We start from the raw sequence: 26,438 nt of genomic DNA, 5'->3' as shown, positions 1-26,438 counted from the left end.
TTAATAGTAGAGTAAGAATATGAAAGTATGTATGGGAGGGACACAGTTTGATGAAGATAGTACTTACATTGAATGAGGCCAGTTTGAATATATTTTATTGTTTTTTTTATTAGAATTTAAAATGGATACGAATTGTTTTAAGTGGATATTTATTACATTACCATTATTTACTCTGAAATGGAGTAATATATCAATGTAAGTTCGGTTGTTTATCGATTGATTGTCACTTTGTGACAATATAATAAACTGAAAATTATATATTTTTATGTCTATTTTAGATTAATTTACTAGAATATCTAAATATTCACATTCTCTAATCAATTCTTTGATGTTGTTACTATTTAAAATTATTATACATTATATGAATGTACTATTGTATTGAGTAATCAATGATATAAAGTCTAACTAAATATTTAATTTATGATGGGATGGCTATATGAAAGATCTAATTTTAGGGGGGAGTGTTTTTATACCCGGTATAGCCCTTATCTTGTTTTTGGGTTTTTTTTGTGGTTGTCTATAAGGGCTATCTATATTGGTTTGGTTATGAGGAATGAATATGCTGGCAGCCTTTTCGATATTTCAATGTTGTTTTTTTGCATATTAATAATACATGTGATTGCTAATTTATAATTGGTTATAGAATGAATATTAAAAAGTACTTATTAGTTGTAATATCCATATTTATTATTATCTCATCTATTTATGTGTTATGGAATCATTATGCTATGAGCCCATGGACCCGTGATGGCAGAATTAGAGCTGAAGTGAGTGAAATAACAGCTGAAGTTTCAGGTAAAATTGAAAAACTCTTAATTGTTGACAATCAAGAGGTGAAGAAAAATGAGCTACTATTAGTTGTTGATCCAACTGATTACGATATTAAATTACGCGAGTCTGAAATTGAACTTAATGAGCTTATTGTTCAATATAATTTTGCTAAGAGCCAACTTGCGAGACGTAGTAAACTTAGTCAAGTTGCTATATCAAAAGAGGAGCTGGAAGATGCAAAATCAAGGCTGGATAGTTTAACGAAAAAAATTGAGCTATCGAAAGTTAAAATTGAAAAAGCAAAATTGGATTTATCAAGAACGGAAATTAGATCACCAGTAAATGGTTTTATAACAAACTTAAATTTAAGAAAAGGTAATTATATTAGTGCAGGTGCGCCATTATTCGCTATTATTGATGAAGATTCCTACTATGTTATCGCTTATTTAGAAGAAACAAAAATGCGTAACGTAGCTGTAGATAATAATGTAACGGTAACGCTTTACAGTAATAATGAAGAACTTAAAGGAAAAGTACAAAGTATAGGCCGAGCAATTGATGATAACAACTCTAGAACGGGTAATCAGCTTCTTGAAAATGTAGAGCCTAATTATCCTTGGGTTCGGTTAGCACAACGAGTTCCAATTAAAATTTCCTTAAATAATATTGATGGGGTACACCTTATTCCCGGAACAACCTGTACCGTATTTATTGAAGATTAATATATGAATTCAAATTGGATGTTTGCAATAAAATTCACATTGGCAATTTTATTGGCTTGGTATGTATCTTCATACCTCGGTTTTGATAAGCCATACTGGGCAATGATGACTGTTGCAATCATTGGATACCCTGACCGGTCATTAAGTCTTGCTAAAATGGGAGCAAGATTAGTCGGTAGTTTTATCGGTGTCATAGCCGTAACCTTGATTGCTAACATTAGCCTCAATGATCAATGGTTATTTACATCATTAATTATAGTTTGGTTATCAGCATGCTTATTTTTAACGTTAACTTCACGCTATATGATGCCATACATGTTTTCGTTATCAGGGTATACTTCAGCAATTATAGCATTTGGTACATCGGTTTATCCTTTACCGATGACAATTTTTGAATTGTCCCAAGAGCGGCTAATTGAAGTGACAATAGGTATTATCGCTTATACCTTCGTTATGTATATTTTACCGTCTAAACGACATGTTTTTCAAACTCAGATAATTAAGAAAAAAATTCAGAGTGAGAAGAAAAAAGTACTTTCTGAATTATTTAAAGGTCATAGGGGTAATACCATTAAAGAAGTAAAGGAGGTTATTACATCGAGTATATCTTATGATGAGTTAAGTCAATATGAGAGTAATTTTATTTCATTTAAGAAGTCAAGTAGCCAACTATTTAAATTACCATTATTTATAACTTTTATTATTATTGGATTAGAAAATAAAGATATTTTGAAATATAAAGGCTATAGCGAATTTTTAAATATTAAAAGTAAGAGTAATATTAAGCTGGATTATAGCCACTATGAGTTTTTTGATTGGAAAGATATTATATCAAACATAATGAGGTTAGTTCTTGGTCTCGTGATCAGTGTTATCTTCTGGTTTAATACTGCATGGGATTATGGATATATCCTAGCTGTACTTGTTAGTATTTCATTTACTTTTGGTGTGACTATACCAAAAGCAAATAAACTTGCATTTGTCATTTTTATAGTTGCATTACTTGTTGTTTTAATTGGTTATATTTTGAAATTCTATTTTTTAATTCAAGTATCAAGTTTTTCTCAAGCTGCATTGGTTATGTTACCTATTTTTCTTTTATTAGGTATTCTTAAAACAGGTGGTAAGTTATCTTTTTTGATTTCACATGTTATGTGCATATCAATTATATTTATAATTAATTTCACTAACCCAATGAGTTTTGATTTTGTAAGCTTTTCAAATACTTCTATTGCTCTTGTATTTTCAATTGTTATAGTAACTCTTATGTTGTATATCATTCCTTTAAGTACTGATGAGCAAGTGGAAAAAAGAAAAACTCAATTTATATTGAGAAAAATAAGTGAATTTAAGGGAAATAAAGATGAAATTTCAAAATTAAAAAATACAATTATTATTAATATTAACTCATTCTCTAAAAAAGAAAATATAATTAAGATGTATGTTTTTTTATCATTATTATGTGTCTATGAAATGGCGAATTTACAAGAATCAAAGGATCTTTTAATGGCTGTTATTTTTGGGATTTTAAATGACGATGATAAAACAAAAATCTTATTCATATTAGAAAGCCAGAATAGTAAAAATGATGATGCAATTATTCGTTATACTAAAAATATTCTTAATTTTTTATAATAACTTTAAACTAAAATGAGGTGGTCATGTTTGATTTATTAACAGCGCTGGGTATTGGGCTTGCTGTTTTATTACCTTTATCTAACCCATTGACAACGGTTGCATTGTTTCTTGGTTTATCGGGTGAAATGACAATAGAAGGTCGCCAAAAAGTCATAAAAATGACACCTATCTATGTCTTTTTCATTATGATAATTTCATGGTATTCAGGCCAAGCCATCATGAATACTTTTGGTGTATCAATTCCGGGATTACGTATTGCTGGTGGTTTTATTGTTGCTTACATAGGCTTTAGAATGTTGTTTCCTATTGTTACTAGCAATATAAGTGATGATGATAAAAAAGTTAACGATAGCAATTCTAGCGTTGCATTTGTACCATTAGCAATGCCGAGTACTGCAGGGCCCGGTACTATTGCGATGATTATTAGTATGGCTTCTTCAGTCATTACTAATGAGCATGCCTATCCGCATTGGGTGATATTGATTGCACCTCCTTTAGTATTTCTTATATTTTCGATTATTCTTTGGGCATGTTTAAAAAGCTCGACTATTATCATGAAATTTTTTGGCAAATCGGGTATTGATGCAATATCAAGATTAATGGGATTTTTATTAGTTTGTATGGGTGTACAATTTATTATTACAGGTATAGGCGAGCTAACTCGGTCAGGTTTTTTTAGCTAATTTCATCAACTGTAGATAACGGCTATATACATCATAATTTAGGTCACATAGGTATATATTAATATGTGGCTTGAAGTATTTTGGGGAAGAAATATATGGTTGGGAGTGAAGTGAGTTGACCCCCAGTAGAATTAACACTTTGGGATAGTATGGGTTTTGGTAGATTTAAAAAGCAAAAACCCGCAATTAAGCGGGTTCTTTAAATAGTGGTGCCCGGACTCGGAATCGAACCAAGGACACGGGGATTTTCAATCCCCTGCTCTACCGACTGAGCTATCCGGGCAACGGAGCGTATTAAACCTGATTTAAGAGGGTGAGTCAAGGCAGATCCTAAAACTTTTGATTGAGTGCGCTTTTTTTCAGCATTTGAGTTAAATTTTAAACAAATCAACATGAAAATACGTAATGAAATAACCAAAATGCCAGCAAAGAGAAACACTTGCTGGCATTTTTTAATGGCATTTTAGTGAGCGAAACTAGCGCAAATAGTTTTTCTGAGCTTTATTCACTTTAATGAGATAGTTACGCGACTCTGCCGCAGGGTGTTTAGTGGATAACGTTTCATACACTTCACCAGGCTCTAAATTATTTATTTTCTGAGCCGCTTGTTTCTTATCATTATGGAATACGCGCAGAACGCTGCCTGCACCGCCATTATAAGCAGTGATCACCGCATAGCGGCGCGATGTTGGATTGCGGATATCACCGAGATAGCTATTTTGTAAAATAGCTAAATAGGCTGTACCCGTATCAATATTTTTCTCTGGGTCAAACAGGTAGCTGCGGCTTGGTACGCCAGATTTTCCTTGAGAACGGAACACATCTTTACCCGCAGTATTTTGCATTATCTGCATCAGACCCATTGCGTCCGAACGACTCACTGCATACGGGTTGAAGCTGGATTCAATCTGCATAATTGCCAAAATCAGCGACTCATCAACACCATACTTAGCGGATGATTTCTTAATATATGGTAGATATTTATGGGCTCGTTTATCTAAGTGGTTCGGTACTAACTGCATAGTGACCGACCAAACCACATTCATACCAGATTGCCTGCGCTGCATTTTATTGCTGATCAGATAATCTGCAAATTTAGTTGCACGCCATTCCCAACGAATAGGCTCGCCAGTATTATCCATCACTTGCCCAAACAAGAATGGCTCTTTACTGTGTGGAATATCGTTAATATCGGAGTAGAGGTCGATAGAGTTTGGGTCATCGCCCATTAATAATGTGGTAACAATCGCTTTTTTCAGATGCTCTGAAGGCTCGACTGCCGCAATTGTTTCGACCGTGATGGTTCCTGCATCAAAATTAATATGACTGCGGGTACGATATTGGTCGGTATATTTCACATAGTCCTTTGGACCGGCAATCAGAACTTCTTTTATCCCCCAAATATTTTCAATATTGTGGGCAAATTGACCCATTAAAATATCGAACCCATTGGTATCTTTGACATAGTCAGGATTAAAGTCAGATTTCTGTTTACTGGAACAGGAAACGATAAGTGGTATCAACAATGTGAGGGCAAATAATTTTTTCATACGATCCACAATATTAATGCAAACTAGCGATTATCTCGTCCATATACTCTAAATCACCCAAGTTGCATGTCGGTAGCAAACCGAGCCATGCAACTTGACGAACTATAAATATAGACCTAAAAATTATTTTTCAGGGGTATATCCATCAATTTTAATATCATGACCTTCAAATAAGAACTTAACCATTTCCTGTTCTAGCATTTTACGGTCATCAGGATTCATGGTATTTAATTTTTTCTCATTGATCAGCATGGTTTGTTTAGTCATCCATTGAGCCCATGCTTCCTTCGAAATTTCATTAAAGATACGCTTTCCTAATTCACCAGGATAAAGCTGAAAATCTTGCCCATCAGCATCACGTTGTAAGAAAGTGCAAAAAATGGTTCTACTCATTTAATTTTTCCTCGAATATCAGGTAGTAAGGCAAGTTGTTTTAATAAACTTTCAACCGGAGCTGCAAGACCGATTGTTGCGCCTAGGTGTAAGTTATACCAGAGTCCTGTGCCTTCATCCATGGCAGAGTTAAATGCCTGAATATTAACTTTTACAGGGATAATATCTAAATGGAAATGGCTAAACGTGTGGCGAAATGCAATTAATTGTTCTGGCGTGTCATATTTCATTCCCGAATCCGCCAGCCAAGCTGAAAGCTGCTCACTGTTTTCAAATTGTGGGAATGCAAATAATCCTCCCCAGATCCCAGAGGGTGGACGTTGTTCCAGCCACACCTTATCGTCGTGCTGTAGGATTAAAAACCAAGCGCTTTTCTCAGGGATCTTCTGTTTCGGTTTTTTCCCCGGATAGGATGCCCAAGAGTGATTGGCATAAGCGACGCAACCACTATTTAATGGGCACAATTCACATTTCGGTTTGCTACGTGTACAGACCATCGCACCAAGATCCATCATGGCTTGGTTAAAGTATTCAACTTCAACAGCAGGGGTAACTTTGGTACTAATTTCCCATAACCGATTTTCGACCTCTTTCTTACCCGGCCAGCCACCGACGGCATAGCAGCGAGCCAACACGCGTTTTACGTTACCATCGAGGATTGGAAAATGCTGTTGCTGAGAGAGCGAAAGAATCGCGCCTGCGGTAGAGCGTCCCACTCCAGGTAAGGCATTCACTTCTTCAAAGGTTGTAGGAAACTTGCCGTTGTATTGTGTGGCAATCACTTGCGCTGCTTTGTGAAGATTACGTGCTCGGGCGTAATATCCCAGCCCTGTCCAGAGGTGTAAAACCTCATCTAACGGGGCATTAGCTAACGCAGTGACGTCAGAAAAGCGTTGAATAAATTTTTCAAAATAGGGAATGACAGTGCTGACTTGGGTTTGTTGTAGCATCACCTCGGAAAGCCAGACATGGTAAGAGGATTTTTCCTGCTGCCATGGCAAGGTTTTTCGTCCATATTTGTGATACCACTTGAGCACTGCACTTGAAAATTGTTGAGCTTCCATTGATTCGTTATTTTTATTGGTATTTCAGTCATGGGGAGGATTGCAACATAGACCGAGGTAGCTGTAAACCGCTTCGTGTGTAAAGTTATCCAATTATCAACTGCAAGATCCCTGAAGTTTTGGTAAACTCGCGTACTCGCTATAATTTGGCGAGAATTGATGAACACAATTTGGATTTTTTTATACTCTTGTTGGCACATTATCTAATTGGACAACGAATTTTTTAGAACTTTATTATGATCAATAACGTTATCTCCCCCGAATATAATGAAGATGGGCGTGTTATGCGCCGTGTCCGTAGTTTTGTCCGCCGTCAAGGGCGTCTGACAAAACGTCAGGAAGAAGCATTAGAAAGCGAATGGGCTGAAATGGGTATCGATTTTATTAACGAACCTTTTGATTTCGCTAAATTATTTAATAATTCAAATCCGGTTATTTTAGAAATCGGTTTTGGAATGGGTACTTCGTTAGTCACTATGGCGGAGCAGAACCCAGATAAAAACTTTCTCGGTATCGAAGTGCATGCACCGGGTGTGGGCGCTTGTTTAGCATCAGCAAAAGAAGCAAATGTGACTAACCTGCGCGTCATGTGCCACGATGCGATCGAAGTCTTAGACTTTATGATCCCTAACGGCAGCTTGGCGATGGTTCAGTTATTCTTCCCTGATCCTTGGCATAAATCGAAGCACAGTAAACGTCGTATTGTGCAGGTGCCTTTTGCAGAAAAAATTCGTACTAAATTAACGGACGGTGGTGTATTCCACATGGCAACAGACTGGGAGCCTTATGCAAAACATATGCTTGAGGTAATGAACAGTGTTGCAGGCTATGAAAACGTATCCGTTTCAGGGGACTATGTGCCTCGTCCAGAATCAAGACCAGAAACAAAGTTTGAAAAGCGCGGCCAGCGGTTAGGGCACGGTGTATGGGATTTAATGTTTAAGAGGATTTAATGATGGCTAAACAACAACGTAGTCGCCGTTTACGTAAAAAATTACGTTTGGATGAATTCCAAGAATTAGGCTTCATCGTAAAATGGAATTTTAAAGAAGGTACGCCAATTGAAGAAGTGGATAGCACAGTTGACCAACTGATTGCTGAAGCTATCGAACCAAACGGTTTGGCATTTGAAGCTAGCGGCTACTTGAGCTGGGAAGGTATTGTTTGCCTACAAAAAATTGGCAAATGTACTGAAGAGCACCGTCAAATTGTTGAAAATTGGCTAAAATCAAAAGGGATGAACGACGTTGTTGTTTCTGAACTGTTTGATGTTTGGTGGGAATAATCACTAATTTGATTATTGATTAAGGCATCCAATTGGATGCCTTTGTTTTCTGTATTACGAAGTAACCATTCTGGAGTAACGCATTTGAGTACCCAGTTTTCTGACCAATTACTACATGATATTTTGGATCAAGTTCGCCCGTTGATAGGTCAAGGGAAGGTTGCGAACTACATTCCAGCTCTTGGCTGTGTTCCTTCACATCATCTGGGTATTGCGGTGTATACCGCAGAAGGCGATATTTTTACTGCTGGTGATGCACGGATACGCTTCTCTGTTCAGTCTATTTCTAAAGTCCTAAGCCTAACGCTGGCGATGACGCGCTATGAAGAGCAAGAAATTTGGAGCCGTGTCGGCAAAGAGCCGTCAGGTTTGCCTTTCAACTCATTGATTCAAATAGAAATGGAAAAAGGCATTCCCCGTAATCCATTTATCAATGCGGGAGCGATTGTGATTGCGGACATGCTGCAATCCCGTCTTAGCGCTCCGAAACAGCGAATGCTGGAGTTTGTTCGGAAATTAGCTTGCGAACCTAATATTAGCTATGACATTGCTGTTGCTCGCTCGGAAATGGAACATGCTAGCCGTAATGCGGCAATCGCGTATTTAATGAAATCTTTTGGTAATTTTGAAAATGATGTTTTAACTGTGTTAGAAACTTATTTTCATTATTGCTCTCTAAGTATGAACTGCGTTGAGCTGGTGAAATGTTTCTCCTATTTAATGGCTCAGGGGGAAACAGCTTGCTCAATTGACCCGATAATCACGCCGTTACAATCTAGGCAAATCAATGCGCTTATGATGACTTGTGGCATGTATGATGGCTCTGGCGAATTTGCATTTCGAATTGGAATGCCCGGTAAATCAGGGGTCGGTGGCGGTATTGTTTGTGTGGTTCCGAATCAATTCACAGTGGCGGTTTGGGCGCCGGAATTGGATTTAGCGGGAAACTCTTTGGTGGGATGTGCCGTCTTAGAATTACTTGCGAAACGAATTGGACGTTCTGTTTTTTAATTATCGTTCTATCAATAGAAAGATAATCAACGAGGAGATTTTATGTTGCGCCGTACTTTCATTGCATTTTCATTACTGGCATTTGCAGCTACGAGCCAAGCGGCTGATTATAATTGTGCCGTGACGCCAAAAGACGATATTTTTATGACGCCAGATAGCGTCCAAGTTGTTGGGCAGAGTGGGGATTTAAAAATTACGCCAAACGGCGATGTTACCCTGAATGGTAAAAATGTTGTGCTGACCGCTGAACAGCAGCAGCAAGCATTGCGTTACCAGTCGGCTATCCGACAAGACCTTCCATGGATAAAAAAAGAGTCTGAGCAGAAATTGTCTGCATCCAGAAAGTCACTGGATAAAGTGGTCGCAAAAGTGGTTGGCAACGAGAGTAATATTCGTAACCGTTTAACGAAACTCGAAAAAGATTTAAATGGTCAGATTGACCAGATCATTGAAACTCGTCCAAATGGCTATGTTTTCCATCATCAAGGTATTAAGAAAGTAGAAGCTAGCGGACGTCAGCTAGTGAATGAAAGCTTAGGTGGCATCTTACAAGACAGTATCAATGAGATGGGCTGTAAGCAGCTAATGGCTGGTGGTGATACCAATGCACTGTTGCAAGGTATGCTGGGTGATTTAGGTGGCTTACAGCAGGAAATTGAAGGCGAATGGAAAAACCAAGAAAATAGTTTCCAGCAGTTTGGCCAGCAAGTTTGCACCAAAGTAACGTCATTAGAGCAGCAACGAATCAGCTTACTTAATTCAATCAAAGCTAACTAGTTAACTTCTATCTCTAATTTTAAAAGCAGCAATCAGGAAATGGGTTGCTGCTTTTTTATATCAAAAATAAAGGATAAACTATGATGCAAATAACATAAACGAAAACAATAGTAATAATCATTATCATTTAATTGACTTATTAGTAACTCTCCTTAGAATGCGGGTTTGGCTTAACGACTAAATTGGTGTCATTCATATGAAAAAATTTATTCCAGCTGTACTCGTTTCTATCCTGTCATTCTCCGCACCTTACGCACTGAGTGCTGAATCTACTGCATTTACACCTAACGCAATCACTGCACAAGGTACGGATAAAGTGACTGTTAAGCACCTCTCCGGTGAAACTGACGTGGTTAAAAAACCACAAAAAGTAGTGCTATTTGATTTCGGTATTTACGACTCAATGCAAAAGCTTGGGCTAGGGGATAAGGTTGTTGCATTGCCAACGGCTAATGCACCCGCTTATGTGAAGGCCGGAATTCCTGCGACAATGAAAAATGCGGGGGGCATGAAGCAGCCAGATTTAGCTGAAATTGAAGCACTAAAACCCGATTTAATCGTGATCACGGGTCGCCAAGGCAAATCTTATGAAGCACTGTCAAAAATTGCGCCGACATTGAATTTAGGTTCTGATAGCAAAAATTATATCGATTCGGTAAAAGCGAACATCAGCTTAATTGGCGAATTGTACGGTAATCAAAAAGAAACTGCGGAGCAGTTAGCGCAATTGGATAAAACTATTGCAGCAGCGCAACAAAAAGCAGCTGCTTCCAACAAAAAAGTATTGGTTTTACTGCATAACGACGGCAAGTTAATCCCGAATAACCAAGCAGTTGTTTATGATGTAGTTAAAGCTCAACGTGCTGAATTACCGGTTCAAGCAGATGCTGATAAATCAAAACGTCGTGTCGTGGACACCAAAACTATTGCTCAAGCAGATCCGGATGTCATTTTAATTGTGGATCGTAGCGAAGCGATTGGTGCAGGTAAGCTGGATAAAACGGTATTTGAAGACAAAAATATCCAAGAAACCAAAGCGTATAAAGATGGCAAAATTACCTATCTGCAATCTGATCTGTGGTATCTCTCTGGTGGTGGCTTAGTCAGCTTAACCGAACAAATCGATGCAGTGACTAAAGCACTGTAATTGATAAAATCAGTTATTATTCTCAAGAGAAAGCCAGCATTTAGCTGGCTTTTTTTCATGCTGAAAATTATTCGTTACCTACTCATCCCCTAAAAATAGCTCCAGCAGAGAGTTTAGGAATAATTTACCATGTTCAGTAATTTGCCATTCATCAGCGGTTTCCGTGATATAGCCTTTGGCTAACGCTTCATCAATAGCGGAACGTACCACGGACTCAGGCAGTCCTGTATATTCCGTAAATTCACTACGAGGCATTGATTCGAGTAACCGAAATCGGTTCATAAAATATTCGAATGGACGGTCTTCATTCTCAACATTGTAACGGTTATCGAGATAACGACCTTCCATATAACCCCGTGGGTGTTTGGTTTTTACCGTGCGTAAAATTTGCCCATCGGTGGACGTGATTTTCCCGTGAGCACCGCAACCAATTCCGAGGTAATCCCCAAATCGCCAATAATTTAAATTATGCTGACATTGATAACCGGGCTTTGCATAAGCCGAAGTTTCATATTGCTGATAGCCTGCAGCTGACAGTAATTTATGACCTTCGGTGTAGATATCCCACAGTGTGTCATCATCAGGAAGAGTAGGCGGTCGCGAACCAAATTGGGTATTTGGCTCGATAGTTAACTGATACCAAGAAAGATGCGGTGGCGCGAGCTCAATCGCTTGGCGTAAGTCAGATAAACCTTCATCGCGAGTTTGAGAGGGGAGACCGTGCATCAAATCTAAATTGAAACTACGTAAATGCAAGTTAGTTGCCAGTTTGGCTGCACGTTTTGCTTCATCAGGACCATGAATGCGCCCAAGCGTAATCAGTTTATCGTTGCCAAAACTTTGAACACCAATAGAGATTCGGTTGATCCCTGCGGCTTGGTAGCCAGCAAAACGTTCGGCTTCTACTGTTCCGGGGTTGGCTTCCATCGTCACTTCGGCGTCAGGATCAAGATTTACACGCTGACGAATGCCATCCATCAGCATCTGCATGGATTTAGCACTGAGCAAGCTTGGCGTTCCACCACCGATAAAAATCGTTTTGACTGGACGGGAGCCTATTAGCCCCACGTCGCTATCAAGATCGTGCAGTAAGTGCTCGACATACTCAACTTGGGGGATCTCCCCCTTCATTGTATGTGAATTAAAATCACAATAAGGGCACTTTTGTACACACCAAGGAATGTGGATATACAGGCTTAACGGGGGAAGCTTAAGCATTTTTTAGGACATCCAACATCATGGCTAAGGCTTTACCGCGATGGGACACCGCTTGTTTTTGTGCTTTAGTTAACTCCGCAGAAGTACAGCCCAATTCGGGGACATAGAAAATAGGATCGTAGCCGAATCCACCTTGACCTTTAGCTTCACGGGTTAATATGCCGTGCCAGCGACCGTGAAAGACTAATGGAGTAGGATCCTCTGCATGACGCAGGTATACCAAAACACAGTTAAATTGTGCCTGACGTTGGTTATCAGGAATATCTTTCATGGCATCGAGAAGCTTGTCTAGATTTTGCTGATCACTTGCCTCTTCTCCAGCATAACGCGCGGAGTAGATCCCTGGAGCTCCACCTAATGCATCGACGGAAATACCTGAATCATCAGCAATTGCAGGTAAGCCTGTTTGTGCTGATGCATGGCGAGCCTTGAGAATAGCATTCTCAATAAAGGTCAATCCGGTCTCTTCTGCGGACTCAACCCCAAGGCTGGTTTGTGCCACGATATCCATACCGAAATCCCGCAGTAAATCGGCTAATTCATTCACTTTGCCCGGATTACCGGTCGCTAAAACTACTTTTTGCATCTTTTACATCTTCCCTTACATAATGCCAATAGAGAACAGCATGGCGGTTAATGATGGGTCAATCATTAAAGAGACATCAACACGCAGGTAGTTCAGGGCTATCAAAATAAACATGACAATCATGGCTGAAAAATCTAATCCGCCCATCGCAGGAATAATGCGGCGAATTGGTGCCATTAGAGGTTCAGTTAATTGGAATAGCAGGTAATCAACGGGATTACGACCTTGGCTAACCCAGCTTAAAATAGCGCGGATTAGGATCATCCAGAAAATCAGCTTACCAATATAAGTTAGTAGTAAAATCAGCGCCATAGGTAGCAAAGTAAGCCCTATCGCTGGGAGCATATTGGTTGCCCACATCCCAAAGATAATATCGGCAATGGAGAGCACAAATGCGACGAGTAACGTAGCCGTGTCGATAGAACCCACGGATGGAATTAGGCGACGTAGTGGCCCAACAATCGGCTGAGTTGCTTTGACGACAAACTGTGAGAATGGGTTATAAAAGTCTGCACGAACACACTGCATCCATACTCTGAGCAAAAGCACAAAGATATACAGTTGGAATAGGGTGGTAACAATAAAAACGAGAGTCTGCATGGCTTGTCCCAAAAATTAATTAAAAAAGTTTTTCCATCTCTTCCGCTCTATCAATCGCGCTTTGCATAGCTTTAGCGACAGTTTGCGGTAGATTACCATTATAAAATTGCTCTAAAGCCATAGCGGTAGTGCCGCCTTTAGAGGTGACTTGTTCACGTAATGTAGAGAATGCAGTGTCACCCTGTGATTTAGCTAGCGCAACGGAGCCTTCAATGGCATTAAGCACTAATTCACGAGCTTGTTTTTCATCGTAGCCAAGTTGCTCTGCTTTTTGCTGCATCGCTTCCATAAACAGGAATAAATAGGCTGGAGAGCTACCGGTTACTGCAATGATATTATTAATTTCTTTCTCTTCAGTACACCAAGTGGTACTGCCAACACTTTCCATTAACTGCTGGGTAAACTGTTTATCATCTTCAGTGACATTCGATTGAGCAAACAGGCCACTGACACCTTTACCTACCAGAGATGGGGTATTGGGCATAATGCGAACAAGGTGTAATGGATGTGCAAAATAGTCATTATAACGATCCGCTGGAATCCCCGCGGCGATGGTTAAAATAAGTTTATTGTCCAGATTATCTAGCTGCTGTAACGGTTCACAGACCTCTTTCATCATTTGAGGTTTTACTGCCAAAACAATCACTTCAGCTTGCTGCGCAGCGGTTAAATTATCATTGGTACTGATAATGCCGTATTGCTGTGCCATCTTATCGCGTCGGACGGGGGTCGGGGAACACACGGTGATCATTGATGCTGGGTAACCATGAGCCACGAGACCCGCAATAATGGCATTCGCCATATTCCCCGCGCCAATAAAGGCAATTTTGCGATGTTGCATGTTGTTCTCCTAAAATTAATTATGGTACTGACGAGCACCAAAAATGGCGGTACCAATGCGAACAAGGGTCGACCCGCAGTGGATAGCAGCGGCCATATCATCAGTCATTCCCATCGACAAAGTATCAACGGTAGGATAGTTATTTTTCAATTGTTGAAAAGCCTGTTCCATTTGTCTAAATGCTGCACACTGGCGCTCGTAATCAGTTTCGGGTGCCGGAATGGTCATTAAACCTCTCAGCACCAGATTCGGTAATTGAGCAACTTGTGCGGCAAGAGCGTCAACGTCTTCAAGTTTGATGCCTGACTTACTGTTTTCATCGCTAATATTAATTTGGATAAGTACATTCAGTGGGGCTTTATTTTGTGGGCGCTGTTCATTTAAACGCTGAGCGATTTTAGCTCGGTCTAATGTGTGGAACCAATCAAAATGCTCTGCCACTAAACGACTTTTATTGGACTGTAATGGTCCGATAAAGTGCCAAACCAGATCGGTTCTATCAGCGAAATATTGGATTTTCTCAACGCCTTCTTGAACATAGTTTTCACCAAATTGGCGAAGACCGGCGTCAATAGCCTCTAAGATGGCTTCACAAGGTTTGGTTTTACTGACGGCTAACAGTGTAATTTCTTGTGGGGAGCGGTGACACTCAGTAGCAGCAAGATTGATGCGAGCGGTGACTTCCGCAATATTATTTTGAATGGTCATTTTTATTCGATACCGTTTTTCAGTTGCTTTCGGTGAATATTCAGAATTAACCCTAGTGTAAAGCAATTTGCGGGAGAACGGCACCTTTGCAGCAACTGAAAGGGTAAAATAAACGTAAAGATGTGTTTTCTAGTAATTCTGCTCAAACCAACTTTCTAAAATCACGACCGCAGAGGCTGAGTCGACCTTACCTTTACTTAAGGCGCGATATCCACCTTGTTCAAATAGACCTGCTTTGGCTTCAACGGTGGATAACCGCTCGTCGTGTAATTTCACTTGCACACCAAAACGTCCGTGAATGCGGTTAGCAAAGTTACGCGCTTGGCTGGTGACTAATTGCTCGGTACCATCCATATTCAGCGGCAGTCCCACAATCACTAATTGAGGTTGCCACTCTTTAAGTAGTTTTTCAATTTGTTGCCAATCTGGTCTGCCATCATTCGCCTTTAACGAGGTGAGGGCGCGGGCGGTTCCTGTAATTTCTTGTCCTACTGCAACACCAATACTTTTGGTGCCAAAATCGAAGGCAAGTAACGTTCTTGCTGACATTATGCGTGCCCCGCTTGCATAGAAATAGTGTGGATATTGATCCCCAAAAGGTTGCCTGCCGCTTTCCAACGCTCACTCAGTGGCGTGTCAAAAATCAACTTAGGATCAGCATTGACGGTGAGCCAGCTATTTTCCATGATTTCACGTTCCAATTGCCCCGGCTCCCAACTCGAGTAGCCTAATGTCACCAATGAATTCATCGGATGTTGCTCATTGCCCAAGGTCTCTAAAATATCTTTCGATGTGGTTACCATAATATGGTCATTGAGACGTAGACTAGCCGCATATCCAGTGACTGGCGTATGGATAATAAAGCCGTGTTCTTCCGCAACAGGGCCTCCCGCGATCACCATTTTTTCAAGGTTTCGAGAATTAATATGTTCAGACACTGAAATTTCGAGTTTTTTCAGCATCGAAAACACAGAAAAATCTTCAATGGGTTTGTTAATCACTAACCCCATAGCACCATTTTCGTTGTGTTCGCAGATATACACGACGGATTGGTGGAAATAGGGATCCGTGAGTGACGGCATAGCAATTAAGAAATGGTTCTGTAAATTCATAAATGGCAAGCTCAGCGTTTTAGGTTCCTATATAAACTATAACGGATATAGAAAATAACACTAAAGGCAACCCAGAGGGCTGCCTTGTGAGTATCATTTCTTTCACGAAATCACTTATTTTTGTAGACGGCGCTCAATCGCATCCATCAACATACCCGTAATTGAAATATCAAATGCGGCTTCAATTTCACGGGCACAGGTCGGGCTGGTCACGTTAATTTCCGTTAGACGGTCACCGATAATATCCAAACCAACAAAGATTAAACCTTTCTCTTTCAGTGTTGGTGCGACGGCGCGGGCAATTGCCCAATCACTTTCTGTTAATGGGCGCGCTTCGCCACGACCACCTGCGGCAAGGTTACCACGCGTTTCCCCTTGTGCTGGAATACGGGCTAAGCAGTATGGAACGGGTTCACCATCAACGACTAATACACGTTTGTCACCGTCTTTGATTGCCGGTAAAAAGTTTTGCGCCATGCAATAGCGAGAGTTATGTTCGGTTAAGGTCTCAATAATCACGCCAACGTTGGGGTCGTCTTGCTTCAGTCGGAAGATTGATGCGCCACCCATCCCATCTAAAGGTTTAAAAATAACATCTCCATGCTTTTGATGGAATGCTCTCAGTTTGTCTGAGCTGCGGGTAACAAGGGTATCTGGGGTCAATTCAGGGAACCATGCGGTAAACAGTTTTTCGTTACAGTCACGTAGGCTTTGTGGTTTATTGACGATTAAGCAACCCGCTTGTTCTGCGCGTTCAAGAATGTAGGTCGCGTAGATATATTCAGTATCAAATGGGGGATCTTTACGCATCAAAATGGCATCAAGGTCACCTAATGCAATATCTTGCTCAGATTTGAATTCATACCATTTGTTAGGATTTTCTTCGACGGTAACGATTTTGGTGGTTGCGCGAGCTTCGCCTTGGTGTAAGTAAAGGTCATTCATTTCCATATAATGGATTTCGTAACCGCGACGTCCTGCTTCCAGCATCATTGCAAAACTAGTGTCTTTTTTAATTTTAATGGACGAAATAGGGTCCATTACTATGCCGAGCTTGATCATTTTATCTCCTTAACCCAAGTCACCTAAGCGCACTTGCAGTGCGGTTATAGCGGTTAACGCCGTCGTTTCTGTTCGTAATACTCTTGGCCCCAACAGGATATCAGTGAACTGATAATTCGCTGTCATGGCGATCTCTTCTGTTGATAACCCCCCTTCGGGACCAATCAGCAGTCTAACGTGTTTTAAATCTGCGGGGAGTGTATTCACACTGTGTGATGCCCGCGGATGTAAATTAATTTTAAACGCTCCGTCATTTTCTGCACACCAAGCTTCAAGTGATTGGACGGGACGAATTTCTGGAATACGGTTACGGCCACATTGTTCACAGGCTGCAATAGCAATTTTCTGCCATTGCTGTAATTTTTTCTCAAGCCTTTCTCCATCAAGACGAACGCCGCAACGTTCTGAAAGCAGCGGAGTGATCGTATTAACGCCTAATTCCACAGACTTTTGGATGGTGAATTCCATTTTTTCTCCACGGGACATAACTTGCCCAAGGTGGATATCTAATGGGGACTCGCGGTCATCAAGGGTACTACTTTCAATGTGGACAAAAACACTTTTTTTTGTCGCTTCAGTAATTTCAGCGCTGAAGGTATGGTTGCTGCCATCGAATAACTCGATTTTTTGCCCTACAGACATGCGAAGAACTCGCCCCACATGGTGTGCTGCATCATCACAAAGAGAAATGGTGGTATTGGTTTGTAATGGCTCTGGGTGATAAATGCGTGGGATGCGCATGATTTTTCCTTAGTCGATAATCAAGATAACTGTTGCAGGATATGGGGACTCAATCCCAAAAAGCAAGAGCAAGAGGATAGTTTATAACTAAAACGAGGTGTTTTTTGCTTAGTCTGTGCCTTGAGGTTGAAAGTCATTTAACCGTCGATAAAACCGACGGTTAACCACGAAATTATGGTGTTGGTTTTTCCTTTAAGCCCCGTATATTGAAAGGCAGTTTTACATAGGTTTAAGGAAAAACCATGGATACGTTCTTGAATGGGTTATGGGTAACTGGTTTGTGTTTTATCTCTAGCGGGTTAACGTCGAAATTACTGTTGCATATCCCCAATCGTTATTTAGGTCTTCCGAGTATTTCCATTAACGGTATAACTTTATTGATAGCTTATTCTGGTGTAGCTGGCGTGGGGCTGCTTTTAGGATATTCATCATTTTCTATTCTGATGCTGTTTTTATTCCTCAATTTGGCTCTTCCTCTATTCTTTATTGATTTCAAAACAGGTTATTTACCCAATATTTTAACCTACTCATTGTTATGGGTAGGGCTGCTTTATCAGGGGATTTCACTCAATGGAAATCTGATTTCTGCATTTTACGCGTTGATATTGAGTTATGTCCTGCTGGTGGTAATGACCACTATTATGGAAAAAATACGTAAACGTCCACAAATGGGGCGAGGGGATTTCAAATTAATTGCGGCGTGTTCAGCGTGGCTAGGATTGCTGGATTTACCTTATTTTCTAGGGTTATCTGCCAGTTTGGGAATAGTGCATTTTATAGCTCTTTGCATCAAGACCAAGGGAACTCTCGTTTCCAGCATTCCCTTTGGTCCAGCGATTATTTGTAGTGCAATGGTTTGGTTATTTGTCTCCATGTCGCCTAATTAGCGGCAGAAACCAAGGAATCTAAAAATTTCGACCATTTATCCGGCTCGCCTAGGTAATTTTGCAGAGGGACTCGTAGCCATTTATCTTGTTGCTGAATTAATAGCGTTGGAAAGCCAGATGCCCCAGATTGACTGAGCAGTTGCTTGCTATTTTGAATATGGGTATTGGCTTCCGATTGTGCACATTCAGCATAATCTTGCTGGAATTTCTGGTTATCTAAGCCAATTTCCTGTGCGATTTCGGTTAATACCTCGGGTTGTCTTATTTGGCGTCCCGCAACGTAGTGGGCTTGTTGCAGCGCTTTCAACATTTCGATGCCTTTATCTTGCTTTGTGGCTGCCAAAATAGCGGTTTGAGGTGGTGCAGAATCCATAACCACATTTGGTTGATGCAACATATTTATGTAGCCATCACCAAAGACTTGGCCGGTCATTGCGGCAATGCGTTTGTCTGATTGCAGAATGTATTGGCGGAATTGGTCATCAAGATGCAATCGTGCATCGCCAGCTAGCATACCGCCACCATGTAATTCTAATTGGATATTAGGGTGGTTTGCTGCAATGGCAATTAAAGGTGCCGCGGCATAGCACCAGCCACAGTAAGGGTCATAGATATAGTGTAGGGTTATTGTATTCATGTTTTTATACTCTTAATAATCGGTTTCTTTAATCATATGCAAGCTGACGGAAAATCGCTGATAAATCTGTGCGATTTCCGTGACAGCTTAAAAATTAATGGCTTATTGTGGCCACTGCATTTCACCTTTAATGACTTTAGCACTTAATTCTAAACTGGATTTATCATCCAATTTCGGGTGGCTGGTTTCCATTTTTTTGATCAGTTCAGCGGAGTTTTTGCTCTGGCTGTTCGCTTTCTCGAAGTCAGTTAAATACTGTTGAGTAAAGGTCACGGTAGATAAATCCATTTTTGATTTACCTGTAAAGTGCCCCGGAACAACGGTAGTTGGCTTCAGCGCTTTAATGCTTTCTAACGTTTGCTGCCAGTTTTGGCGAGATTGTGGAGTTTGGGTATCGGCAATCCAAACATGAATATTGTCAGAAACCACCACACCACCAACAACCGCTTTTAATGAAGGAACCCAAACATAACTTCTATCTGGGGATGCGCCATCCAGCCCTTTTATTTCTAATTTTTCACCGTCGACGGTGAAACTATTGGCTTGGATCACTTCAGGCACGACGACTTTGCTTGGTGCTTCATTTTTCAAAACATCACCCCAGTACGCCAACTTGCCATCTTTAGTGGCATTGATTGCATCGACAGTGTGCTGTGTCGCAACGACTTTGGCATCAGGAAAAGCTTTAGTGAGTGTTTCTAAACCAAAATAGTAATCGGGATCAGAGTGGCTGATATAAATAGTAGTGAGTTTCTTATTCAGCTTTTTAATTTTATCCACTAATTGTTGCGCATCGTTATTTTGGAACTGAGCATCAATGAGCACCACTTCTTTATCGCCACTGATGATTTCAGAGGAAACAGGAAATACGCTGTTATTACCTGGGTTATAAACCTCTAAAGTTAAGTTTGTTGCATGTGCAAACTGGGTGGCAGAGGCAAGTGTGATAGCAGTAAATAAAGTCGATAATTTCATGTTATATCCTAATGTTGTGTAAGGTTGTGTGCCTGATTTGGCTTGGTGTGTATATTAAATTGCAATTGAACTAAGAAAAACGCCATAATCAGGTCATCTTTGTTGCATAAATCGGACAAATAGCATGGATAGACTGAAGGCAGTGCAGGTTTTTATTACTATCGTCGAGCAAGGGAGTTTGAGTGGGGCAGCAGATAAGCTGGATATGTCCCGGGCAATGGTGACTCGTTATTTAGCGGAAATGGAGCAGTGGGCTGGGGTTCGCTTACTCAACCGTACTACGCGGCGGCTGAGCTTAACGTCAGCGGGAGAAAGTGTGTATCAGCAATCTTTGCAATTGAATGCTATTTCGCTAACGCTTCCTGTGCAGCAAAAACACAATACTAAAGATTTGGCAGGATTAGTGCGAATTAGCTGCTCTCAGTCAATTGCGCAAAGTGCGTTATCTCTGGCGATTAGCGAATTCCTTCAACTTTATCCTAACATGATGATCGATATGCAAATCTCCAATAAATCAGTGAATCTGATTGAAGAGCGTATTGATTTGGCGATCCGCATTACGAATCAACTTGAACCTAGTCTGATAGCGAAACCGTTATCTACCTGCCATTCTGTAATTTGTGCGTCTCCCGCTTTTTTGAAAAATAAAACGTTACCCACTCAACCCGAAGATTTGGCGCTATTAGAATGCCTGACATACAGCTTTTTTGGTCGTAGTTTGTGGAGTTTTGAAAAAGAAGGAAAAACCTCGACAGTATTGGTGGATGGCCGGTTAAGTGCGAATGAATCCGTATTCTTGATGGAGGCAGCGTTAAATGGTGCAGGCATTGCCATGCAACCTTATTATTCTGTTGCCAAGTATCTGCAATCAGGGGAATTAATCCAACTATTACCTGATTATACCCCTATGCCATTGGGTATTTATGGAGTGTATACCAGCCGCCAACATATGCCGACACCACTCAGAGCGGTCATCGATTTTCTAGCGAATTGGTTTAATACTTCCTCCCATTGGCACTCATTGATGCAGCAGGGCTAAGGATAAATCCTGCTCAATTTGCGTAAATGATTGCTGCAAATGTTCCGTAAATATTTGGGTAAGTTGCGAAGAAGGTCGATGATTTGGCGTGATTAAACTCACTGTAAAGGGAATGGAGAAACTCAGTGGACGGATCACCAGTTTACCCGATGATTGCTGATGGAAATCCAACGCAGTTAATGGGTTAACAATCGAAACGCCAATGCCCTTTAATGTCATTGCACAAATTGACGAGGCGGAATGAGTTTCCATCACCATTTTTCGCGTCACATGATACTCAGAAAAAGTGGTGTCAATCAATTGGCGATAGCTATCTGTTAATGAAAGACTAATAAAGCGCTCGCCATGAAAATCATGGGGAGTGAGTACGGTTTTCTCTTCAAATGGATGCCCTACAGGTAATACACAGACTTCATTTAATGACCCTAATGTTAATTGTTCAGTACCCGGTGGAGTTTGTAAGTGCTCAGTTAATCCTACATCGTAGCGTTGGGCGGATAGCCATTCTTCAAGTACGGGGGATTCTTGGGGGATTACCGTTAAATTGACATCAGGGTAGCAACTCATAAAGGATTGGCAGACTTGAGGAAGCAAGGATTGTGCAAAAGCGGGTAAGCAAGCAATGGAAATTTGCGCATGTTCAAAACGACGAATGGTTTCTGCCGAGTTTCTGATGCGCTCTAAGCCATAGTAAGAGTGTTCAACTTCTTCATGAAAACGTAGCCCTTGGGCGGTGGGATGCAAGCGACCTTTCACGCGATCGAATAATTTAAATTGCAATAAATATTCAAGGCGAGCTAGCTCTCGGCTAATCGTTGGCTGAGAGGTATTCAGTAAAGCTGCGGCTTCCGTTAAGTTTGGGGTGGTCATTACTGCACGAAAAATTTCAATATGCCGCCAAGAAATTGCCTGCATCTCCATTCCTTTTAAATTCATATCAAATATGAATAGACTTTAGCAAAAAGGATATTTTTTTTCCCGATTTATTTATCGAATAATCGAACGCATTATAATAAAGCTTGCTAACGAGGATTCGATGACAACATTCGCCAGCACGACCAGCCAATATCTTACCCCTGAACACCTACGTGCATTACCTGCTCAATTTGGTACGCCGGTTTGGGTATATGACAGTGAAGTGATTGTTGAGCGTATTAAGCAATTACAATTATTCGATACAGTGCGTTTTGCACAAAAAGCCAGCTCGAATATTCATATTCTTCGTTTGATGCGAACCCAAGGCGTGAAAGTGGATTCGGTCTCGTTAGGGGAGATTGAGCGTGCGTTAGTTGCTGGTTTTCAACCGGGGAGAGCGAAATCAGAGATCGTCTTCACCGCGGATGTATTAGATCCAGCAACATTACATAAAGTCACCGAATTAGATATTCCAGTCAATGCTGGCTCTATCGATATGCTGAAACAAATTGGCGAATATAAAGCGGGGCATCCTGTTTGGCTGCGTATTAATCCGGGATTTGGGCATGGTCATAGCCAAAAAACCAATACGGGCGGTGAAAATAGCAAACATGGTATCTGGCATCATGATCTGCCTGAAGCGCTAGCTATTATTCGTCAATATAATCTGAAGCTCGTGGGTATTCATATGCACATTGGCTCTGGTGTTGACTACCAGCATCTTGCGAATGTGTGTGATGCGATGGTGGAGTTAGTCATTTCCGCTGGCGTGGATATTGACGCTATATCTGCGGGCGGTGGCTTATCGACGCCATACCGTGAGCAGGATGAGCTGATTGATGTCGCGCATTATTACAGCTTATGGAACAGTGCCCGTCAGCGTATTGAGCAACATTTAGGGCATAAAATTGAACTGGAAATTGAACCAGGTCGCTATCTGGTTGCCGAGTCTGGCGTTTTATTAGCACAAGTCCGTGCGGTAAAAAATATGGGCAGCCGTCATTATGTGCTGGTGGACAGTGGATTTAATGATCTGATGCGCCCAGCGATGTATGGCAGCTATCACCATATTTCTGTTTTACCTGCGAATGGGAACAGTGTGGAAAATCAGCCACTGAAAGAGACAATTATAGCGGGACCTCTGTGTGAATCAGGCGATGTATTTACTCAGTTAGAGGGTGGAATGGTAGAAACCCGTTTATTACCTGATGTGAAAGTCGGAGACTTTTTAGTTTTCCATGATACGGGGGCTTATGGTGCATCGATGTCTTCTAACTACAATAGTCGACCATTATTGCCTGAGGTTATGTTCGTTGACGGAAAACCCACATTAATTCGTCGTCGTCAGACCATCCAAGAGTTATTGGCTTTAGAGTTATAATATCATCATAAATTATTCAAGGGAGCCAATGGCTCCCTTGTTATTTTCCACGCTACAAATTAACTAAGCCGCTTTTTTCTTTTTCGGTTGAGATTCATCCTCTGACTCACTGTGTGGCTTTTTTGATGGAATAACCCCCAAGTCATCAAACTCAAACTCATCAACATTAATGGTGCGCAAGCGGCTATCCTCGGCTTTACGTAAAATATCCGCTTCTTCCTGAGTAATTGCATTCTCTTGCAACATTTGGTCAGCTAATTTATCTAAACGGGTAAAGCTAAAATGACGTTCTTTTAGGCGGCAAATACGTTCGAAAATTGGCTCTGCGGCAATAATGTCATACAGAGCTTGGTTAACGAGCCCATGTGGGTTGTGTTCAGTCGGTGTTAGATATTGACCGCGTCCGATTCTGTCTCGCGTTTCCGAAGGCTCCATAATTAATTGTGCCAGTTTATGATCCAGACGATCGGATGGCATTGACATCGCGCGACCTGTCGGGAATAACACAATTCTCAATACGCCAGCAATTAAGCGATTTGGGAAGTTTTTCAGTAAATCATCCATCGCTTTTTCAGATTGATATAGACAATCTTCTACTGCCCATTTCACTAAAGGTAAATCCGCTTTTTGGCGACCTTCATCTTCATAACGTTTCAAGGTTGCCGATGCGAGATACAGGTGGCTTAAAATATCCCCCAGACGAGCAGAGATACGTTCACGGCGTTTTAAACTACCACCCAGAACGCCCATTGAAACATCCGACAATAAAGCTAAGTTAGCACTGTGGCGATTTAACATTTGATAGTAACGGCGAGTTTCATCTTTGGTTGGTGCACTACTACCACGACCATTCGTAAGACCTAGCCAGAAACTACGGCATTTGTTGCTAATAACATGCCCAATATGTCCAAAGACGGCTTTATCGAATTTATTCAGGTTATTGTCTTGAGCGGCGGCCATTTCATCAAGAACATATGGATGGCAACGAATCGCTCCTTGTCCAAAGATGATCATGCTGCGAGTTAAGATGTTGGCACCTTCTACCGTAATTGCGATAGGAGCCCCTTGATAGGATCTGGCCACGAAGTTAGAAGCACCTAAACAGATACCTTTACCGCCAGTAATGTCCATTGCATCAATGATGGAATGTTGGCCACGATGAGTACAGTGGTATTTGACAATAGCCGATAGAACAGCGGGTTTTTCACCGAGCATTATGCCCGAAGTGATTAAGGTTGCTGCGGCATCCATCAGGTAAGCATTACCTGCGATACGTGCTAGAGGCTCTTCAATTCCTTCCATCTTGCCAATCGGCAGCTTGAATTGGCGACGAATATAAGCGTAAGCACCCGTTGCTATAGCCACACTTTTCAGGCTACCTGTCGAGTTAGATGGCAGTGTAATTCCTCGTCCAACAGAGAGGCATTCCACCAGCATTCTCCAACCTTGCCCTGCCATTTGTGGTCCACCGATGATGTAATCGATAGGCACGAAAATATCATTTCCGCGAGTTGGACCATTCATAAACGGCACGTTCAGAGGGAAGTGGCGATGGCCAATTTCAACTCCTGGGGTATTGGTTGGGATCAAGGCGCAGGTAATGCCGAGATTTTTTTCTCCACCCAGCAGCTTATCAGGGTCAGTTAATTTAAATGCCAGACCCAGTACAGTCGCTATTGGGGCAAGGGTAATATAGCGCTTATTCCATGTTAAACGCATGCCTAAGACTTGTTCACCCTGCCATTCTCCCATACAGACGACACCTGCATCTGGGATGGCACCAGCATCAGAACCCGCTTCAGGACTAGTCAGTGCAAAGCAGGGGATTTCTTCACCAGTAGCTAAGCCAGGCAAATAGCGTTTTTTCTGCTCATCAGTACCATAATGTTGCAGTAATTCACCCGGACCTAAGGAGTTTGGAACTCCAACGGTGATGGCTAGGATGCCAGAAACGCCCGCCAGCTTTTGTAATACTTGAGATTGGGCGTAAGCCGAAAACTCCAGCCCACCGTATTCTTTTTTGATGATCATGGCGAAAAAGCGATGATCTCGCAGGTATTGCCAGACTTCAGGGGTTAAATCTGCTAGTTCATGGGTGACTTCGAAATCATTCACCATGCCACAGACCGTTTCTACTGGACCATCGATAAAGGCTTGTTCTTCAGCAGTGAGTTGTGGTTTTGGATAATTGTGGAGTTTGTTCCAATTAGGAGCTCCACGGAACAGATCACCCTCCCACCACGTTGTTCCTGCGTCAATTGCTTCTTTTTCGGTTCTGGACATTGGCGGCATGACTTTTTGAAATAAGGTCATGGCTTTTGCTGAGAAAAGAGATTGGCGAACAGGGGTAAAGACAAATGGGAAAAGCACCAGAGCCACGGGTAATAATACCCAATAACTCCATATGTCGGCTGCGCCCATGACGGCTGTGTAGGCAAGTAATAATATTGTGCTGAGAATTAATGAGCTTTTGTGGTAGCTCAGCACGCCGATTAAGGCGATAAATAAAACGATACTGAGAAGGATCATAGTGAAACTCCTGTCTACTTGTAAGAGGTCTGACCTGTTGGTTTCTTTAATCTATATCCGTTAATAAACAATTATCAAGATGTTTACATCTTAATTACAACTTGGCTCACAAAATAATCAAGTCATACCGTGAATTATTGGGAATACCCGCAGTTTTGTATCGTCA

27 protein-coding genes and 1 tRNA gene are annotated in these 26,438 nt (G+C 41.2%); 11 read left to right on the top strand and 17 right to left on the bottom strand.

Annotation, left to right across the window (positions count from 1 at the left end):
• Nucleotides 1-644 precede the first annotated feature (644 nt).
• From PROVRUST_RS14750 to PROVRUST_RS14740, 3 genes are read left to right on the top strand one after another with little or no spacing between them, the layout of a single operon-like run.
• Complete coding sequence (locus PROVRUST_RS14750) at nucleotides 645-1,493, top strand: efflux RND transporter periplasmic adaptor subunit (protein ID WP_006815664.1); 849 nt, start codon at nucleotides 645-647, stop codon at nucleotides 1,491-1,493.
• Nucleotides 1,494-1,496: 3 nt separating this feature from the next.
• Nucleotides 1,497-3,128 (top strand): FUSC family protein, encoded by a 1,632-nt coding sequence (locus PROVRUST_RS14745; protein ID WP_039855568.1) that lies wholly within the window; start codon nucleotides 1,497-1,499, stop codon nucleotides 3,126-3,128.
• 26 nt (nucleotides 3,129-3,154) lie between these two features.
• The gene (locus PROVRUST_RS14740) at nucleotides 3,155-3,814 is read left to right on the top strand and encodes a MarC family NAAT transporter (protein ID WP_006815661.1); all 660 of its coding nucleotides are present in this window, start codon (nucleotides 3,155-3,157) and stop codon (nucleotides 3,812-3,814) included.
• A gap of 207 nt (nucleotides 3,815-4,021) precedes the next feature.
• Here PROVRUST_RS14740 and PROVRUST_RS14735 read toward each other — a convergent pair.
• From PROVRUST_RS14735 to mutY, 4 genes are all read right to left on the bottom strand, one after another.
• Nucleotides 4,022-4,097 (bottom strand) — tRNA-Phe (locus PROVRUST_RS14735).
• 193 nt (nucleotides 4,098-4,290) lie between these two features.
• A complete protein-coding gene (mltC, locus tag PROVRUST_RS14730; RefSeq protein ID WP_006815660.1) occupies nucleotides 4,291-5,364 on the bottom strand; it encodes a membrane-bound lytic murein transglycosylase MltC in 1,074 nt (357 codons plus the stop codon).
• A gap of 123 nt (nucleotides 5,365-5,487) precedes the next feature.
• Nucleotides 5,488-5,757, bottom strand: coding sequence for an oxidative damage protection protein (locus PROVRUST_RS14725; RefSeq protein ID WP_006815659.1), 270 nt, complete (start codon nucleotides 5,755-5,757; stop codon nucleotides 5,488-5,490).
• Nucleotides 5,754-6,821 carry an A/G-specific adenine glycosylase gene (gene mutY, locus PROVRUST_RS14720; RefSeq protein WP_039855566.1) on the bottom strand — a complete coding sequence of 356 codons (1,068 nt, stop codon included), beginning with the start codon at nucleotides 6,819-6,821 and terminating at the stop codon, nucleotides 5,754-5,756. The genes PROVRUST_RS14725 and mutY overlap by 4 nt, the downstream gene beginning before the upstream one ends.
• A gap of 236 nt (nucleotides 6,822-7,057) precedes the next feature.
• On the opposite strand from mutY, the gene trmB reads away from it, so the two are divergent.
• The 5 genes from trmB (at nucleotide 7,058) to PROVRUST_RS14695 (ending at nucleotide 11,041) form a co-directional block, all read left to right on the top strand.
• Nucleotides 7,058-7,774 (top strand): tRNA (guanosine(46)-N7)-methyltransferase TrmB, encoded by a 717-nt coding sequence (gene trmB / locus PROVRUST_RS14715; protein WP_006815656.1) that lies wholly within the window; start codon nucleotides 7,058-7,060, stop codon nucleotides 7,772-7,774.
• A 2-nt stretch (nucleotides 7,775-7,776) separates the two neighbouring features.
• Complete coding sequence (locus PROVRUST_RS14710; RefSeq protein WP_039855660.1) at nucleotides 7,777-8,106, top strand: YggL family protein; 330 nt, start codon at nucleotides 7,777-7,779, stop codon at nucleotides 8,104-8,106.
• A gap of 84 nt (nucleotides 8,107-8,190) precedes the next feature.
• Entirely contained in the window at nucleotides 8,191-9,117 is a 927-nt protein-coding gene (glsB, locus tag PROVRUST_RS14705; protein ID WP_039855658.1) for a glutaminase B, read from the top strand.
• A gap of 42 nt (nucleotides 9,118-9,159) precedes the next feature.
• Nucleotides 9,160-9,894, top strand: coding sequence for a DUF2884 family protein (locus PROVRUST_RS14700; RefSeq protein ID WP_006815653.1), 735 nt, complete (start codon nucleotides 9,160-9,162; stop codon nucleotides 9,892-9,894).
• Between the two features lie 196 nt (nucleotides 9,895-10,090).
• Complete coding sequence (locus PROVRUST_RS14695) at nucleotides 10,091-11,041, top strand: ABC transporter substrate-binding protein (protein WP_006815652.1); 951 nt, start codon at nucleotides 10,091-10,093, stop codon at nucleotides 11,039-11,041.
• A 78-nt stretch (nucleotides 11,042-11,119) separates the two neighbouring features.
• On the opposite strand, the gene hemW is transcribed toward PROVRUST_RS14695, so the two are convergent.
• The 9 genes from hemW to rsmE all read right to left on the bottom strand — a co-directional run bounded on the left by hemW (nucleotide 11,120) and on the right by rsmE (nucleotide 17,909).
• Nucleotides 11,120-12,259, bottom strand: coding sequence for a radical SAM family heme chaperone HemW (hemW, locus tag PROVRUST_RS14690; RefSeq protein WP_039855563.1), 1,140 nt, complete (start codon nucleotides 12,257-12,259; stop codon nucleotides 11,120-11,122).
• On the bottom strand, nucleotides 12,252-12,845 hold the full coding sequence (rdgB, locus tag PROVRUST_RS14685) for an RdgB/HAM1 family non-canonical purine NTP pyrophosphatase (RefSeq protein WP_006815650.1): 594 nt from the start codon (nucleotides 12,843-12,845) through the stop codon (nucleotides 12,252-12,254). The genes hemW and rdgB overlap by 8 nt, the downstream gene beginning before the upstream one ends.
• A 15-nt stretch (nucleotides 12,846-12,860) precedes the next feature.
• Nucleotides 12,861-13,445, bottom strand: coding sequence for a YggT family protein (locus PROVRUST_RS14680; RefSeq protein WP_006815649.1), 585 nt, complete (start codon nucleotides 13,443-13,445; stop codon nucleotides 12,861-12,863).
• 19 nt (nucleotides 13,446-13,464) lie between these two features.
• Nucleotides 13,465-14,286: a pyrroline-5-carboxylate reductase gene (proC, locus tag PROVRUST_RS14675; protein ID WP_006815648.1), complete on the bottom strand. Its 822-nt coding sequence runs from the start codon at nucleotides 14,284-14,286 to the stop codon at nucleotides 13,465-13,467.
• 15 nt (nucleotides 14,287-14,301) lie between these two features.
• The gene (locus PROVRUST_RS14670; RefSeq protein ID WP_006815647.1) at nucleotides 14,302-14,994 is read right to left on the bottom strand and encodes a YggS family pyridoxal phosphate-dependent enzyme; all 693 of its coding nucleotides are present in this window, start codon (nucleotides 14,992-14,994) and stop codon (nucleotides 14,302-14,304) included.
• A gap of 129 nt (nucleotides 14,995-15,123) precedes the next feature.
• Nucleotides 15,124-15,543 carry a Holliday junction resolvase RuvX gene (gene ruvX, locus PROVRUST_RS14665; RefSeq protein ID WP_006815645.1) on the bottom strand — a complete coding sequence of 140 codons (420 nt, stop codon included), beginning with the start codon at nucleotides 15,541-15,543 and terminating at the stop codon, nucleotides 15,124-15,126.
• Nucleotides 15,543-16,106: a YqgE/AlgH family protein gene (locus PROVRUST_RS14660; protein ID WP_006815644.1), complete on the bottom strand. Its 564-nt coding sequence runs from the start codon at nucleotides 16,104-16,106 to the stop codon at nucleotides 15,543-15,545. The genes ruvX and PROVRUST_RS14660 overlap by 1 nt, the downstream gene beginning before the upstream one ends.
• Before the next feature lie 114 nt (nucleotides 16,107-16,220).
• Nucleotides 16,221-17,168: a glutathione synthase gene (gene gshB, locus PROVRUST_RS14655; protein WP_006815643.1), complete on the bottom strand. Its 948-nt coding sequence runs from the start codon at nucleotides 17,166-17,168 to the stop codon at nucleotides 16,221-16,223.
• Between the two features lie 9 nt (nucleotides 17,169-17,177).
• Nucleotides 17,178-17,909 carry a 16S rRNA (uracil(1498)-N(3))-methyltransferase gene (gene rsmE / locus PROVRUST_RS14650; RefSeq protein ID WP_039855559.1) on the bottom strand — a complete coding sequence of 244 codons (732 nt, stop codon included), beginning with the start codon at nucleotides 17,907-17,909 and terminating at the stop codon, nucleotides 17,178-17,180.
• A gap of 242 nt (nucleotides 17,910-18,151) precedes the next feature.
• Here rsmE and PROVRUST_RS14645 point away from each other — a divergent pair, with 242 nt between their 5' ends.
• Nucleotides 18,152-18,796, top strand: coding sequence for a prepilin peptidase (locus PROVRUST_RS14645; protein ID WP_006815641.1), 645 nt, complete (start codon nucleotides 18,152-18,154; stop codon nucleotides 18,794-18,796).
• On the opposite strand, the gene PROVRUST_RS14640 is transcribed toward PROVRUST_RS14645, so the two are convergent.
• Complete coding sequence (locus tag PROVRUST_RS14640) at nucleotides 18,789-19,433, bottom strand: DsbA family protein (RefSeq protein WP_006815640.1); 645 nt, start codon at nucleotides 19,431-19,433, stop codon at nucleotides 18,789-18,791. The genes PROVRUST_RS14645 and PROVRUST_RS14640 overlap by 8 nt on opposite strands.
• Nucleotides 19,434-19,535: 102 nt before the next feature.
• Complete coding sequence (locus PROVRUST_RS14635; RefSeq protein WP_006815639.1) at nucleotides 19,536-20,408, bottom strand: MBL fold metallo-hydrolase; 873 nt, start codon at nucleotides 20,406-20,408, stop codon at nucleotides 19,536-19,538.
• A 124-nt stretch (nucleotides 20,409-20,532) separates the two neighbouring features.
• Here PROVRUST_RS14635 and PROVRUST_RS14630 point away from each other — a divergent pair, with 124 nt between their 5' ends.
• On the top strand, nucleotides 20,533-21,447 hold the full coding sequence (locus tag PROVRUST_RS14630) for a LysR family transcriptional regulator (RefSeq protein ID WP_006815638.1): 915 nt from the start codon (nucleotides 20,533-20,535) through the stop codon (nucleotides 21,445-21,447).
• Here the strand turns inward: PROVRUST_RS14630 and PROVRUST_RS14625 are convergent.
• On the bottom strand, nucleotides 21,427-22,362 hold the full coding sequence (locus PROVRUST_RS14625) for a LysR family transcriptional regulator (RefSeq protein ID WP_039855555.1): 936 nt from the start codon (nucleotides 22,360-22,362) through the stop codon (nucleotides 21,427-21,429). The two genes, PROVRUST_RS14630 and PROVRUST_RS14625, sit on opposite strands and share 21 nt — an antisense overlap.
• A 121-nt stretch (nucleotides 22,363-22,483) precedes the next feature.
• Between PROVRUST_RS14625 and lysA the strand changes: the two genes are divergently transcribed.
• A complete protein-coding gene (gene lysA / locus PROVRUST_RS14620) occupies nucleotides 22,484-23,743 on the top strand; it encodes a diaminopimelate decarboxylase (RefSeq protein WP_006815636.1) in 1,260 nt (419 codons plus the stop codon).
• 63 nt (nucleotides 23,744-23,806) lie between these two features.
• Here lysA and fadE read toward each other — a convergent pair whose 3' ends face one another.
• Nucleotides 23,807-26,272, bottom strand: a complete 2,466-nt coding sequence (gene fadE, locus PROVRUST_RS14615) for an acyl-CoA dehydrogenase FadE (RefSeq protein ID WP_006815635.1) — start codon at nucleotides 26,270-26,272, stop codon at nucleotides 23,807-23,809.
• Between the last annotated feature and the right edge of the window lie 166 nt (nucleotides 26,273-26,438).

The organism is Providencia rustigianii DSM 4541, assembly GCF_000156395.1.
In the GTDB taxonomy this organism is placed as follows: domain Bacteria; phylum Pseudomonadota; class Gammaproteobacteria; order Enterobacterales; family Enterobacteriaceae; genus Providencia; species Providencia rustigianii.
This window is presented reverse-complemented; position numbering and strand designations above follow the sequence as displayed.